General features: G+C 73.1%; 8 protein-coding genes. 3 read left to right on the top strand and 5 right to left on the bottom strand.

The annotated features are described in order from the left end of the window. Positions 1-150: 150 nt before the first annotated feature. A complete protein-coding gene (locus ACX9I7_RS23870) occupies positions 151-1,389 on the top strand; it encodes an ATP-grasp domain-containing protein (protein ID WP_459388452.1) in 1,239 nt (412 codons plus the stop codon). Here ACX9I7_RS23870 and ACX9I7_RS23865 read toward each other — a convergent pair. Further along, a complete protein-coding gene (locus ACX9I7_RS23865) occupies positions 1,370-1,825 on the bottom strand; it encodes a hypothetical protein (RefSeq protein WP_459388451.1) in 456 nt (151 codons plus the stop codon). The two genes, ACX9I7_RS23870 and ACX9I7_RS23865, sit on opposite strands and share 20 nt — an antisense overlap. 303 nt (positions 1,826-2,128) lie before the next feature. Here ACX9I7_RS23865 and ACX9I7_RS23860 point away from each other — a divergent pair, with 303 nt between their 5' ends. Then, positions 2,129-3,679, top strand: a complete 1,551-nt coding sequence (locus ACX9I7_RS23860; protein ID WP_459388450.1) for an FAD-dependent monooxygenase — start codon at positions 2,129-2,131, stop codon at positions 3,677-3,679. Here the strand turns inward: ACX9I7_RS23860 and ACX9I7_RS23855 are convergent. The 3 genes from ACX9I7_RS23855 to ACX9I7_RS23845 all read right to left on the bottom strand — a co-directional run bounded on the left by ACX9I7_RS23855 (position 3,661) and on the right by ACX9I7_RS23845 (position 13,550). Beyond that, positions 3,661-11,280, bottom strand: coding sequence for a LamG-like jellyroll fold domain-containing protein (locus tag ACX9I7_RS23855; protein WP_459388449.1), 7,620 nt, complete (start codon positions 11,278-11,280; stop codon positions 3,661-3,663). The genes ACX9I7_RS23860 and ACX9I7_RS23855 overlap by 19 nt on opposite strands. Positions 11,281-11,519: 239 nt before the next feature. Next, positions 11,520-12,539: a cation diffusion facilitator family transporter gene (locus tag ACX9I7_RS23850; RefSeq protein ID WP_387570089.1), complete on the bottom strand. Its 1,020-nt coding sequence runs from the start codon at positions 12,537-12,539 to the stop codon at positions 11,520-11,522. Positions 12,540-12,743: 204 nt separating this feature from the next. Continuing rightward, positions 12,744-13,550, bottom strand: a complete 807-nt coding sequence (locus ACX9I7_RS23845; protein ID WP_459388448.1) for a LysR family transcriptional regulator substrate-binding protein — start codon at positions 13,548-13,550, stop codon at positions 12,744-12,746. Between the two features lie 58 nt (positions 13,551-13,608). On the opposite strand from ACX9I7_RS23845, the gene ACX9I7_RS23840 reads away from it, so the two are divergent. Continuing rightward, positions 13,609-14,004, top strand: coding sequence for a DUF5997 family protein (locus ACX9I7_RS23840; RefSeq protein ID WP_189449738.1), 396 nt, complete (start codon positions 13,609-13,611; stop codon positions 14,002-14,004). Positions 14,005-14,070: 66 nt separating this feature from the next. On the opposite strand, the gene ACX9I7_RS23835 is transcribed toward ACX9I7_RS23840, so the two are convergent. Next, complete coding sequence (locus tag ACX9I7_RS23835; protein WP_387570084.1) at positions 14,071-14,610, bottom strand: hypothetical protein; 540 nt, start codon at positions 14,608-14,610, stop codon at positions 14,071-14,073. Positions 14,611-14,735 lie beyond the last annotated feature (125 nt).

The raw sequence follows: 14,735 nt of genomic DNA, 5'->3' as shown, positions 1-14,735 counted from the left end.
CAACTACATCATCCCCAGCGTCTTCAACGCGAAGGCGACCGAGGCGGTGGCCTCGGCCGTCAAGCAGGCGGCGCTGGCCGCCCGCCAGTAAGCGGAACCGTGCGGCGGTGCCCGGGACACGGGCACCGCCGTTCTCGTACGCTCGCTCGCGTGGGCGGGATGCGAGCGACGCGCGTGGTCGTGCTGGGCGAGTTCCGTGCGGACCGGCTGGTGCCGAGACTGCGGCGGGCCGGTGCCGAGGTGGTCGTCCTGGGGTTCGCGGAACTCGACGGGTTCCTGGGGCCCGACGTGGTGTGCGGCGGACTGCCAGCGACCTTGAGCGAGCCGGTGCTGCTGCGGCTGCTCGACGACCACGACGCGGACGTCGCCGTGCCCAACCCGGGCTGTCCCGGCCAGGAGCAGTTCCTGCCCGTCTACGCCCGCGTCCGCTCCCTGCTGCGCGGTAAGGGCCGCCGCCTCCATGGGCACGCGGAGGAGTTCGCGGCGCTGGCGAGCGACAAGGTGACCTTGCACCGGACGGCGGAGCGGCGGGGCTGGCCCATCCCTCGCGGAGTGGTCTGCGCACGGCCGGAGGCGGTGCGCGCGGCCGCGCGGGAGCTGGGGTTCCCGGTCCTGGTGAAGGAGGCCCGCAGCGAGTTCCACGCGGGGCGGCACCATGTGCGGGACGAGGCGCGGCTGGGCCCGGTGTGCGGCGGGACGACGTATCCGGTGCTGGTCCAGCGGGCGGTGACCGGCGAGGAGTTCGCGGTCGAGCTGCTGTCCCTGCCCGGGCGCACGATCGCCTGGCCGGTGGCCTCCCTCGGGCGGCTCGACGGCGACTGCGCCCCGGGCAGACGGGTGCGGGTCGCTCCGGCGGCGCTGCCCGCCCGGGCGCGTACGGAACTGTCCGCGGTGCTCGGTGACATCGTGGCGACGTACGAGCCGTGCGGACCGTGGCAGATGGACTTCGCCGTCGACGACGAGGGCGGGCTCCGGGTGATCGAGCTCAACGGCAGGCTGGGCGGCGTGTCCAATATGAGCCGGGCCGCCACCGGCCTGGACCCGCACGCGGCGTACGCCGGCACCGTGCTCGGCGGTGGGCTTCCGCGACAGCCGGAGGCCCACCGGGTCGCGCTCGAGCTCCCCGTGCGCCCCGGCGTCGTCCTGCCGCCCGCCCCGCCGGGCACCGAGCTGACGCCGTACCCGGGGAACCCCGGCAATCCGGGCCCCGCCCACGGCGGGGTCCAGCGGGCCGTGCTCGGTGTCCCGGCGGGCCTCCCCACGGAGCCGGTGGGTGACTGGTTGCGGGCCCTGCCGCCCGGCGTGCCGCTGAACTCCCCGGACGAGGCGGTCACCCAGCTCACCCGGGGCGTGCGGGCTCTGCGGGCGGTCAGGCGAGCAGGTTCGTGATGAGTTTGCGCACCCTGCCCTCCACGACCGGCAGGACGCCGTGGACCAGCTGCGTCCCGTAGACGACGGTGGTTCCCGGCGGCGGGTCGCACGTCCAGCGGGTGTGAGGGACGGAATCGAGCTTCACCGGGCCGGTGCGGGCGGTGATCTCGTGGACGAAGCGGGTGCCGGGCGCGTAGCCCCCGGCGCCGGTGGTGGTGGCATCGCTCCACAGGGCGTCGGCGGAGCAGGTGTCGAGAGAGAACTCGCCGCCGCTGTCGGCGTCCTGGAGGTTGAAGGCGACCCGGGCGATCCGCTGGGGGCGTGCTTCCGGGTCGCCGACGCCGTGGACGTGCGGGCGGATCCTGTCGCCGGGTTTGAGGTCGTGGTAGAGCCACGGGTCGGTGCTCGCGGCGGACGGGAAGACCCGGCGGAGCGCGGGGAGGGCGCGTCGCATGGCCCGGTCCAGGATCGCCTGGGCCGCCGCGGGCGGGGTCGTCCCCTCGCTGGGGCGTGCGGGGACCCAGCCGGTGGCGGTGAGGTGGTCGTCCAGGATCTTGGTGAGCTCGGCGGTCTCCTCGGGGTGAGGAAGTCCTCGACCGTCTGCACGGCCAGGGTCTCGGTCATATGGATCACGAACGGACTCCTCTCACGGCACCCGGCGCGATATCCCCACATTGGAGTACAGGGCCGGGCACCTGCCAAGCGCGCCGCCCGGACATCCTTGACGGCCCGTCCGCACGCGCCGAATGGTGGAGGGGTGACGTCCCTGGGCACACACACGGACACCGACGTGCTCGTCGTCGGCGCGGGGCCGACCGGGCTGCTGCTCGCCTGCGAGCTGGCGCTGGCCGGGGTGCGCACCCTGGTCGCCGAGCGGCGCGACGCGCCCCACCGGGAGTCGAGGGCGCTCAATCTGCACCCGCGCGGCATCGAGCTGATGGACATGCGGGGGCTGGCCGACCGGTTCCTCTCGCGCGGCCGGACCGTGCCCGGCTGGCAGTTCACCGCGACGCTCCCCCACCGGCTCGATTTCACCGCCCTGGACACCCGCCACCCCTACGCGCTGCTGCTGCCCCAGGCCCGTACGGAGGCCCTCCTGGAGGAACGGGCCCGTGAGCTGGGCGTGCGCATCCGCCGCGCGCATCGGGTCGTCGCCCTGGGCCGGTCCGCCGCCGGCGTCGACGCGGAGCTGCGCGGCCCCGGTGGCGAAGTCACCGTGCGCGCGGGTTACGTGGTGGGGTGCGACGGCGGGCGGAGCTTCGTCCGGGAGGCGGCGGGCATCGGTTTCCCCGGCACGCGGGAGTCGATGACGGCCGTGGTGGGCGACTTCGCGGTGGCGGATCACGCGCACAACGAGCGGGCGCGGCGGCACGGGGTGCTCGTCGCACGGCTGGAGGAGGGGCTGACGCGGTTCGTCGTCATGGACCCGCTCCGGATCAGGGTGCCCTCCACCGAGCCGGTGACCTTGGCGGAGTTCCGCGCTTCGCTGTCGCGCGTGTGCGGGACGGACTGCGGTGTCGGCGAGCCCCGGTGGCTGTCGCGGTTCGGCAACGCCACCCGGCTCGCGCAGTCCTACCGCCGGGGGCGGATCCTGCTGGCGGGCGATGCCGCGCACGTCCACTTCCCCGTCGGGGCCCAGGGTCTGAACACCGGGCTGCAGGACGCGATGAACCTCGGCTGGAAGCTCGCCGCGACCGTCCACGGTTGGGCGCCGCCGGGTCTGCTGGACACGTACCACGGGGAGCGTCACCCCGTGGGGCGGGCGGTCACCGACGGCACGCGGGCCCAGACGCTGCTGGTGGAGCTGCCGCTGACCGAGGAGTACGGGCGTCCGGCGGCGCTCCTGTGCGAGCTGCTCGACACGCTCCTGGGCATGGCGGAGGTCAACCGTCACCTGGCGGGCCGGATCTCCGCCCTCGACACCCGCTACCCGCCCGCCGCCCCGGACGCCGATCCGCTGAGCGGACGCCGCATGCCCGACATCGGCCTCACGACCTCGGCGGCCGGGCGCGCCGTCCGCGTGTACGAGCTGCTGCGCGACGGCCGTTTCGTGCTGCTGCGCCTGGGCCGCGGCGGCGGGCCGGAGCCTCCCGCGATCGGTGACCGCGTCCGTGTGGTGACCGCCCGGTCACACGACGGGCACCGGGATCTGGAGGGGGTGCGGGAGGTTCTCGTCCGGCCCGACGGGCACATCGCCTGGGCCGGACGAGCGAGCGGCCCCCGCAGCCTCGGAGCGGAGCGGTCCCGGGCCCTGGCCGCGTGGGCCGGGTCCGGGACCGGGTCAGCGGGTCAGGCCTCCACTCCGTAGTACTGGGCGAGGAAGCCGGTCACGTCCGCCGCGTGCGGGCTCAGCTCGGGCAGGTGCGCGGCGAGAGCGGTGCGCACGGCCTCCGTGAGCTCGGGCAGGCTCGTGGCCGCGCCCTTGACGTACGGGTCGAGGCGGCGGACGAGCTCGTAGTTGCTCTCCACGTCCAGCTGCCGCATGGCCCGCTCCAGCGGCGGGGCCTCCGCCCCGGCCACCGGCGGGAGCAGCCGGCTGACGAACGTGACGCGGTGCATCACGCGCCAGCACGGCGGCTTGCGGTCCGACTGGCGGGCCTGGCGCAGCGCGGCCGCGTTGGGGTCGGTGCCGTTCTCCAGCCAGGTGGGGTCGACGACCTTGTGGAAGAAGGTGTCGAAGTGCTCGGTGTCCTCGCCCAGGTAGAAGCTGAGGAACCGGTAGGCGTCCACCTTGCCGGGCGCGTTGACGGGCTTGCCGTCGGCGTCGAAGACGGGCTTGCGGTTGGCGTCGTACTGCTGGACGTTGCCGGACGGCGAGCAGGTGACGTTCAGCCCGAAGGAGCGGGTGGCCTCCTTGCCGCGGGCCCGGGTGACGGACATGCCGCCGCCGACGGCCGCGTCGAGCTGGGCGTTGATCCCGACGCCCATGATGTCGAAGGACGTGCCGACGGACGCGCCCACCGAGCCGGACAGCGAGTACGAGCCGGAGGTCGTCTCGCTGACGGCGTCCGTGGTCTCGGTGGTCTCGGCGAAGAAGCCGCCGTCGGCCGTCCAGACGTAGGTGTTGACGAGGTCGCGCCGGGAGAAGCCGTCGCCGGTGGTGTTCCCGGTGGTGTCCCGGCCCTTGCCCGGCGTGGTGTCGCCGCCGATCGCGCCGCCCAGCACCCGGCCCGCCCGCTCGGCGGTGGGGTCGGGGGCGTGGGTCTCGGTCGACACGGACTCGTAGTAGCCGCGCAGCCGCTGCTGCTCCCGCTGGATGCGGCGCTTGACGGCGTAGGCCTCGCGCGGCTTGTAGTAGCTGTACTCGCCGTGGTCCCGGGCGCTCGTGTAGTCGGGGTCGAGGACCTTGCCGCGCTCGTCGTAGCCGACCGCGCCGTCCAGCGTGCCCTGCTTGGTGTAGCGGGGGTTGATGGGGAAGGGGACGACGTTCCAGTCCTTGGGGATGTCCGGGTTGGGCTGGATGCGGTAAGCGACGAGGGCGCCGCTGTGCGCCAGGCGCAGCGCGAAGACGTCGGCGGTCTGGGACTGGACGAGCGCGAAGCCGGTGTTGACGGGGACGTACCGGCGGCCGAGCGTGGCGTTGAGGGGCTTGGTCGGGTCCTCCCAGCTGCCGGACAGGTCGACCTTCATGGCGCGGGAGGTGTTCTCGCCCTGGGAGACGGCGGTCTCGTCGGCCCAGCTGTTGGAGAACTCCAGGCTGCCGCGCACGCCCACCGACACCTTGGCCTTGGCCATGGACTTGGCGACACCGAAGCCCAGCGGTGCGGCGATCATCCACATGTCGACGTCGACCTCGTTGGAGAGGGCGAAGTTGAACGCGGCGTCGACGCTGCGTTCCTTGGCCGACGACAGCGAGTGGACGACCTGCTCGGCCTGGGTGAACTCCACCGAGGCGACGCCGTCGTAGGTCGCCCGCTCGGGGTCGATCGTGTTGGGCGTGAGGTTCTCCGACGGCACGGGCGGCGCGCCCTCGACATAGCCGACGAGCTGGGGGTCGAACTGCACCTGGCTGACCCACTCGCTGACCAGGTCGCCGACCTTGTAGCCGGTGACCAGGTGCCAGCGGCCGTCGCGCAGGTAGCCGTACGCGCGCTTGAGGACGCCGAACGCCTCGCCCTTGGCGGTGTACTGCATGTCGGCGTACTCGGCGACGGCGGGCGCGCCGGAGACCGTCTCGTGGAAGGGGGTGCGCATCGCGGCCAGGGCCGAGCGGACCTGCGCGGTGTCGCTGGAGACGGGGGCGGTCGACAGGACGGCGGCGGGGCGGCGGGGGGCGGCGGCCAGGGTGAGGTCGTTGCCGCGCAGGCCCTCGTCGCGGACCAGGTCGGCGCTCTCGTCGGTGGAGGCGCGGTCGAAGGACCAGTAGGCGATCAGGTCCTCCTTCTCGCCCTTGAGGCGGGTGAAGAGGTTGTCGAGGACCTGCTCCTGGGTGCGGGCGGTGCGCCAGACGCGCACCTCCTCCAGGACGCCATGGAAGGGCTGGGTGACCTCGCCGTCCTCGATCCGGGCGCCGAGGGAGAGCTGGGTGTCGCCGTAGTCGGTGAAGTCCTTGCCGTCGAGGGGGTCGCAGGCCACGGAGACGCCGTTGCGGTAGATCCGGAAGGCGCTGCCGCGCGGGTCGGGGTTGCGGGTCCAGCGGGCGCCGCGCAGCCGGGCGGGGTGCGAGCCGGTGGTGTCGGCGGCGGTGTTGCCGGCGTTCTCCTCGAAGCGCCACTGGGCGGTCAGGCCGCGGTCCCGGGCGGAGACGGGGGTACCGAGCCGCGCGGCGTCACGGGCGAGGCCCCACAGCCGGACCTCGGCGACGACACCGGTGAAGGAGTGGACGTCCAGGCCCGTGCGGGCCCGGCCGATGTCGAGCGTGCCGGTGTTGCCCTTGGCGCCGGGCCCCTCGTAGCGGGCGGAGCCGGCCTCACGGCCGTCGATGAAGAAGCGGATGTCCTGCCACTCCTGGACGTCGACGGACTCCACGAGCTCGACGGTCTGCTTGACGGGCTTGCCGTCGGCGCCCGCCCCGGTGATCTCCTTGCTGCCCTTGCGCTCCTGCGTCGACCGGCCGCTCTTGCGGACGACGGCGAGGCGGTGGAACGTTCCGGCGGCGACGGCCTCGGTGGAGGTGAAGCGCACGAGCCTGCCGTCCGGGTCCTCGAAGCCGAACTCCAGCTTTCCGTCGGGCAGGACGAGCAGCCGGTACGGGACGCTGCCGCCGGAGCCGTCCGCCGTACGGCCCTTGGAGAGCAGGCCCTGTGTCGTACCGAGGGCGTCGACGCGGCAGAAGACCTCGACGGTGAGGTCGTCGGCGATGTCGAGCGCGTCGTTGTCGGGCGCCTCCAGGTACGCGCCGTCGGAGAGCTCGACGGCCCAGGACTGCTCGTAGGCGGCGGCGAGGTGGGTCCACTCGTGGGGGGCGAAGGTGTCGCGGGTGGCCACCAGCCGGTCACCGGCCCCGGCGACGACGCGGTACGTCGTCTCCGCGGTCTGCTTGAGCTCGGCGGTCGTGGTCGCGGTGGTGACGCCGCCGCGCAGGTAGACGTGCCGGTCGTTGCCGGAGCGGTCCAGGACGCCGGGCTTGCCGCCCACCTGGTCGAACGGGTCGCCGCAGGGCCAGTAGCCCATCAGGCCCGGCTCCTTGCCGGACAGCCGCAGGTTCTTGCGGTCCCGGATCTCCGCCGCGGTGCGGGCGGTGCCCCAGAGCCGGACCTCGTCCATCTCGACGGCCGCGTAGTCGGGCACCCAGCTCGCGAAGTGGCTGCCGAAGCTGAAGAGGCCGTCGCCCTGGTACGTGCCCGAGGCGATGCGCCGTTCCTCGGCGATGCCGTCCCGGTAGATCACCTGCTCCCGGGTGGTCGCGTCGAAGACGCAGGCCCAGTGGTGCCAGCCCGCGTAGTCCTGGCCGTGGGTGGTGGTGAGGTCGTCGCCGTAGAAGGCGAAGGTGAAGGCGCTGCCCTCGCGCCAGCCGATGTGCAGGGCACCCCGGGTGGTGCCCTGCGACGAGCCGTGGCCGACGACGTACTGCGCCTTGCCGTTCCATTCCGTGGTGCGCCGGGCCCAGAACTCCACCGTGAAGGACTGGCCGGCGAGGCTGAAGCCGTTCTCGGTCATGGCCACGCCGCTCTTGCCGTCGAAGGCCAGGGCGGGCACGACGGTCGCCGCCGGGGCGAGCAGGCCGAGGGTGTACGGGACGTCGCCGGTGCCGGCGTGGACGATCCTGACCGCGCCGGACACCTGCTCGGGGTTGACCCACGCCTCAAGCGTCAGGTCGCGGGCCACGGCCACCCGGTCCAGCCGCTCCTGCGGCAGGGTGAGGACGTTCCGCTGCCCGTCGAAGGAGTACGCCCGTCCCGGCTTGTCTGCGCGCCAGCGGCAGCCGTGCCCGGCGACGAGGTCGGACACCTCGCCGAGCGGGACCTCCCGGGCCGTGCCCGGGTCGGCGAGCACCAGCCGGGAGCCCGCGGAGAGCGGGACGCCGGGGCGGTTGGAGGAGGCGCGGCGGTGGTCGTGGCGCAGCCGCTGGACGGGCTCGCCCGGCTGCGGCTCGGGGCCGCCCTCACCGGCCTCCAGCCGGAGCTTGGTGGCCCCGGGCGCGCAAGCGGTCTCCGTGAGGTAGAGGTGGCCGCCGAGGGTGACGGGGGTACCGGCGGGCAGGGCGACGGCGAGGGGCCCGGCGAGAACGAGGACACCGCCGATCACGTCTCCGGACTTGCCGCCGGACAGGATTCTGGTGGTCGCGTCGAAGGATTTCACCGCGCCGATCGTGACGGGCTCCTCCGGCGTCCCGTTGACGATCGCGGCGAAGTCGGCCGCGTGGCGCGGCAGTCCCTGCCAGGTCTCGCGCTCCTCGCCCCGCTCGATGGTCACGTCGCACAGGCCCGGTCCGTCACCGGCGGTGACGCGGATCGTGACCGAGCCCAGGCCGGTGCCGGAGTCGCGGGCGGTGAAGGTGACACCCTGGCCGTCGCCGGCCGTCAGCCGGCGGGAGGAGCGCAGGACCGTGGTGTCGTAGTAGGTGGCGAAGAACTGCCCGTTGGTGCCGCGGAAGTACAGCACGACGTTGCCGGTGGCGCTGTCCAGCAGGTACGGCCGGTCGGCGGAGCGGGCGAAGGCCAGGAGTGCGCCGGAGGCGCTCAGGCCCGTGCGGTCGAGGGAGAGCTGGGGGACGGGCAGCGCGATGTCGTCGGCGCCCTTGAGGCCGCCGGTGAGGCGGGCGAGCTCGTCGCGCTTGGCCGTGAGCTCGGCCTGGTCGGCCTCGATCTCGCGGCGGCGCCGCTCCAGCAGCTCGCGCTGCGGGCGGAGTTCGGCGAGCTGGGCGTCGAGGGCCTCCACGCGCTTGGCGGCGTCGGCGATGTCGGAGTGTCCGAGGTCGTGGCGTCGGACGCGCTCGAAGGCGAGCAGCCCTTCACCGGACTCGGTGACCGTGGCGGTGTCGTACTGGACGACGCGGTCGCCGAGCCGGTCGGGGGCGCAGACGGTCTTCCCGCTCTTCCGGTTGACCAGAGCGGTGTAGCCGTCGGGGTGGTCATTGAGGATGAAGAGGCTGTTCCAGACGCCCGCTTCTCGGCGGTAGACGATGAGCTCACCGTCGTTGTCCATGCTCGCACCGGAGACGTTCATGTCCTTGCCGGTGTGGAGGTTGCGCACGTGATAGGGGGTCGGCCCGCTCCAGGACGGCGGGTACTGGAGGGTCCAGAGCGCCGACTTCGCGTCCTTGTCGGCGGTCCGGATCAGCGGCGGATAGTCGCCCTCTCCCTGGCCGTCGCCCTTCACTGCGAGGTACTGCGGCTTGCCGTCCCGGGTGTTCTTGAAGCGCAGCCGGAACGCCCAGCCGGTGAGGTCCTGGGACCACGCGTAGTACATCTCGCGCTGCTGCTCCAGCTCCGGCAGGCTGGCGGTCTGCCGGGCGAGCTCGCCGACCTCGGTCTCCTTGGCGGCGATGTCCTGGACGAGTTCCCGTATCCGGGCGTCCAGCTCGCTGATCGTCTCGACGTCCGAGCTGCCCTCCGGCGCGGCGAGCACCGGCAGGGCCAGCTCGTCCGGCACCTGCGCGAGGCGTCCGTCGCGTCCGACGCCGAAGTCGACCGTGGCGAGGTAGGCGTCCTCGGTCTCCGCGCCCGACTTCGGGTCCGGACCGGAGGTGGCGTACGACAGCAGGACGCGGGCCTGGCGCTTGGCCGGCTTGGGCTCCTGGCCGTAGCCGGTGGTGGTCTCCTCCTGCTGGTGGTAGAGGACAGCGGACAGGCCGGAGACGACGCTGCGGCCGGCGACGGCGAAGCTGTCGCGGCGCACGCCGGGGTGGTCGCCGATGGGCGCCTCGGAGGTCACCCACTTCGGGCCGCCGACGAGCTCGCCGTGGCGGGCGTGGTCCGTCTGGTCGTGGAGGCGGGTGCCGGAGCCCTCGTCGAAGCGGTAGTAGGCGACGAGGCCGGGGTCGTTGCCGATGAGGCGGACGCTCTTGTCGCGCTTGAGTTCGTCGGCGGTGCGGGCGCGCTCCCAGATCCGGACCTCGTCCAGCTCGGCGCGGGCGCCCTGGGCGAGGGCGCGGCCCAGCAGCAGGGCGCCGGTGCCGGTGTAGCCGCCGTCCATCGTGCGGCTGCCGGCCTGCTCGCCGTCGCGGTAGACGGTCTGGCGGCGGGCGGCGTGCTCGTGGACGCAGGCGTAGTGGTGCCAGGCGGTGTCCTCGGTCCGTACGTCGGTGTTGAGGTCCTCGGCGTAGAAGGCGAAGGTGAAACGGTTGTCCTCGCGGAAGCCGATGTGGAGGGAGTTCCGCGGGCTGCCGGCCTCGTCGCCGTGGCCGAGGAGGAACTCCTGGCGGCCGAGGGCGGTGCGGCGCGCCCAGAACTCGACGGTGAAGTCGCGCCCGGCGAGCTCGGGTCCCTGCGGTATTCGCACGTGGGCGTCGCCCTCGCCAAAGGCCAGCGCTGTCTCGGCGTGGCCCTCGGTGCTGACGACGGGAATCAGGGGCAGGCCGGTGAACGGGCAGGTGCCGGGGCCCGGTTCGTAGACGGCGTCGCGGTGGGCGGGGTCGGGGCTGGTCCATGCCTGGGTGCCCTGGAGGTTGAACAGCCCGTCCTTGCCCTGCTCGATGTTGAAGGAGTCGACGCGGCCCGTGGCGTCGTTGTGCGCGAAGATCTGCCAGCGCTGCTGTCCGTGGACGGCGGTGGGGACGAGCAGGGCGGTGAAGCGCCCGCCGGAGAGGTGGCGGACGAACGACAGTTCCTGCGTGGGCTCGTGGAAGGGGCGGCCTTCCATGTCGGTCGTGCCCAGGCTGTCCTTGGCGGAGTCGGGCCGGGTCCGGTGGCGGCTGCGGCGGTAGCGGGCCTCCAGGACGGGCTTGAGCTCGCCGCCGACGAGTAAGAACCGGTCGCACAGGAGGGTGTCGGCGACGAGGGGCACCTTGGCCCCGGCGGCGTCCTTGACGTAGTCCGTGCGGTCCGGGTCGCCGGAGGAGGCCCCGCCGGTCAGCTGGTGGACGGCGTCGGGGTGGCCGGCGGCGACGGACTGGCGCAGGACGACGATGTGGGTGCCGTCGGACAGGGCGTGGAAGGGCGCCGGGGCGGTGAGCCGGGCGGTCGTGGACAGGAAGGGGTCGGTCTCCTCGGCGTCCAGCCGCTCGCCGGGCGCCGCCTCCACTCTGCCGCCGTTCTTGACGACGGGCAGCGCGGTGGTGCCGACGGCGGCGAAGCCCACGTCCGTGATCTCGGAGGGGAAGCGCAGCGGGAGGGGGTTCTCCGACCAGTAGGCGGCGTCGAGCTCGCCCTTGGCCTCGTCGTGGCGGGCCAGGTCCAGGACGGTGTAGACGATGCGCCGCCGGTCGTCCATGGCCAGGGCGACGGTGGTGCCCTGGTGGCGAACGGTGGTGGTGTGGAGGTAGGAACGGTCGCTGTAGACCTTCAGCAGGTGCTGTTCGCCGGACAAGAACTCTCCTCGGGACGGCGTGCGGTCGCGCGCGCCGGAAGTCGTGGGGCAAAGGGCCGAGCGGCCCCTTGCGGCCTGCGCCCGCTCCCCCGGCCGTGCGCGGCCGTCACACGATTGACCAGCGGGAATTCCCCGTCAAGGGAGTCATCGCGCCACGGTGTCCGGAAACGGCGTCCGCCCGGTGCGCGCGAAGGTCTGCTTCGCGGGCACCGGGCGGAGGGGAGGTCGTTCCGGTCGGCTCAGTGGTCGTGGGGCCCGGACCGGTGGACGGGTCCGTGGGTGTCCTCGGCGTGGCCCCGGTGGCCCGTGGGGGCGGCGATCTGGAGGAGGGCCTCCTCGTCCTGGTCCTCGCCGAGGTGGTCGACCTGGAGGGTGGCGTGGGTGATGCCGTAGTCCTCGCGCAGCCGGTGCTGGAGGCGGCGGCGCACGGTGTGGCAGTCGCCGCCGGGGGTGACCAGGACGTGGGCCGACAGGGCGGGCTGGCCGGAGGTGATCTGCCAGATGTGGAGGTCGTGGATCTCGACGACCTGGTCGGCGGCGGCCATCCGGTCGCCGACCGCGTCGGGGTCGATGCCGGCCGGGGCGGCCTCCAGGAAGATCCGGCCCGAGGCGCGGATCAGGCCGAAGCCGGCCTTGAGCATGAGGACGACCACGGCGAGGGTGGCGATGGCGTCGGCGCGGGCGAAGCCGGTGAGCATGACGACGAGCCCGGCGACGGCGGTGCCGATGAAGGCGTAGAGGTCGTTGAGGATGTGCTGGAAGGCGCCCTCGACGTTCAGCGAGGTGCGGTTGGCCTTGGAGATGCACCACGCGGCCACGATGTTGACGGCGATGCCGACGAGCGCGGTGACGAAGACCAGCTGTCCCTCGACGTCGGGCGGGCTGATCAGCCGGCGCACGGCCTCGTAGCCGAGCCAGGCGCCGAGGAGGACGAGCGTGAGGCCGTTGGCCTGGGCGGAGAGTATCTCGGCGCGCTTGAGGCCGTAGGTGTATCCGCCGCGGGCGGGCCGGGCCGCCAGGCGCATCGCGATGAGCGCGAGCACGATCGAGGCCGCGTCGGTGAGCATGTGGGCCGCGTCGGAGATCAGCGCCAGGGAGCGGGCGAGGATGCCGACGGTGACCTCGGCGGCCATGAACACGGTGATCAGCGTCAGGGCGATGGTCAGCCACCGGCGGTCGGCGTCGGCGGCGACTCCGTGGCTGTGCCCGCCGTGGTCGTGGCTGTGGGCGTGTTCATGGTTATGGGTGTGGCCGGGCACGGTGCCTCCTGGCTGCCTCGTCGGGGGCTTCGCCAGCGAGTGAACAACATGATTCACGGGGTGCGCAAAGGCTGCAACGGCATCGGTTTCCAGTAGCGTTAACATCGCTCTGACCTGCGGTTTTATCCCGGAGGGGCGAGGCTTCGAATGCAGCTGGTAATCGATTTCAGAACCATGGGGCGAACACCGTGCCCGGCCTCGCCGCTACCCCCGGCGGCCGGGCTTGCCGCGCTTGGCGGTGTGGGAGCCGCCACGGGTGCCCTTGGCGCCCGCGCCGCTCCGGCCCGCCGTCCTGCCGGTGGCCGTCTTGCCGGTCGCCGGCTTCCGGCGGGCGGCGCCCTGCTCCGGGCGCTTGTCCTTGCGCTGGTCCTTCGGCTGCTCCCCCGCCTCCGGGCGGCGGCCCCGGGAGCTGTTCACGGTGCGGCCCCGGACGATGCCGATGAAGTCCTCCACCATGTCGGTGGTCCGCTCCTCGGGCCACGACAGCGCGACGCTCGACTGCGGGGCGTCGGTGACCGTCCGGTACGTGAGGTCCTTGCGGTGGTGGAGACGGGCGAGCGACTGCGGGACGAGGAGGACGCCCACGTTCGCCGCGACCAGCTCGATGGCGTCGCCCGTCGTCGCGGGGCGCTCGATCGCGGGCCGGCCCGGCAGCCCCTCCTGCCAGTCGAGGGTGTCGTCGAGGGGGTGGAAGACGACCTCGTCGGCCAGATCCGCCAGCGTGACCTCCTCGAACGCCGCGGCGAGGTGATCCTTCGGGATCACCACCACCGTGGTCTCGGTGTAGAGGGGGATGGCACTGAAGTACGTACGGTCGACGGGCAGCCGCACGAGCCCCGCGTCGGCGTCACCGGCGCGCAGCACGTCCGGTGCCTCACCGGCGGGCGTCGCCACGAGCTCGAGCGGGGTGTCCGGCAGTCGCTCGTTCCAGATCCGCACCCATTTGGCGGGGGTCGCGCCCGGTACGTAGGCGAGCCGGAACGGGGGAGAAGGTACTTCCGAGCCTGTCACCTGGCCAGGTTACCGGGCGTGGTCGGAAGGGGCGCACACGCTCGATATCCTTGACGGCATGACGTCGCACCAGAGCACCCAGACCATGAAGCCCGCCACCGCGGCGAAGAAGCTGGGTGTGTACCTCGAAGCCACCCCCGCCGAGTTCCAGGAGGGTGTCGTCACGCGCGACGAGCTCAACGCTCTTCAGGCGGACCCGCCGGAGTGGCTGCGCGAGCTGCGCAGCAACGGCCCCCACCCGCGTCCGGTGGTCGCGGCGAAGCTCGGTGTCTCGATCTCGGGCCTGGCCCGTGGCGGGGTCACCGAGGCGCTCACCACGGAGCAGATCGAGGCCCTGAAGCAGGAGTCTCCGGAGTGGCTCCAGAAGGAGCGCGCCACCCAGGCGGAGGTCCGCAAGGAAACCGTCCGCATCAAGGAGAAGAACAAGCAGAAGCAGGAGCAGCAGGGCCGCTGACGCCCCTGGTCCATGCCTTTCGGAGGGCGCCCGGCCGTTTCGCTCGGCCGGGCGCCCTCCGCGCGTTCACAGCCAGCTGACGCGGGCGCTGGTCGGGGTCTCCCCGGCCGGTGGGCGGGCCAGCTCTCCCTTGGCCACACCGTCGAGGAGCTTGCGCACGGCCGCCATGATGTCGGGCGTCGCGTTCCGGAGTTCCGCCGCGTCGTGCGGCCCGGCCTCGTCCTTCCCCACTCCCGCCTCCGCGAGCAGGGCGTCCAGGTCCGCCAGTTTCCCGGCCACCCATTCCAGGGGCGCCGCCGAGAGCCTTTCGTCGAAGACCCGCGCTCCCGGGTTCCAGCCGTCGAACCTCGGGTGGTGGTGGGCGCGGTCCAGGCTTCCGGCCGGGCCGGCCACCGACTCCAGCAGGTCGGCCCGCCAGACGGGGCGGTCGACGACGATGGGCCGCGCGGCGTAGATCGTCCCCGTCAGGGGACCTCGCCGGAGCAGCCGGACCTCCAGGCGCACGCCGTGCTCGGCGCCTTCCTGGCCCGGGGTCGGACGGGGGTCGATGAAGTAGAGGTCACTGGCCACGACGCCGATCCGCTCGAATCCAAAGGCGTAGAGCACGAATCCTCCTCCGGCTGTTCCTCGCGACCTTGCGGGTGGCGGTGCTCCGGTCAGCGTGCCACGGCGCGGCCGGCGGGGCCATGGCGCGGGAGGCGTCCCCGGCGGCGGGCCGCCGGGGACGGGAA

The sequence above is a fragment of the Streptomyces sp. L500 genome (genome assembly GCF_054551825.1).
The sequence above is the reverse complement of the archived record's forward strand: the minus strand, read 5'-3'. Positions and strand labels throughout refer to the sequence as shown.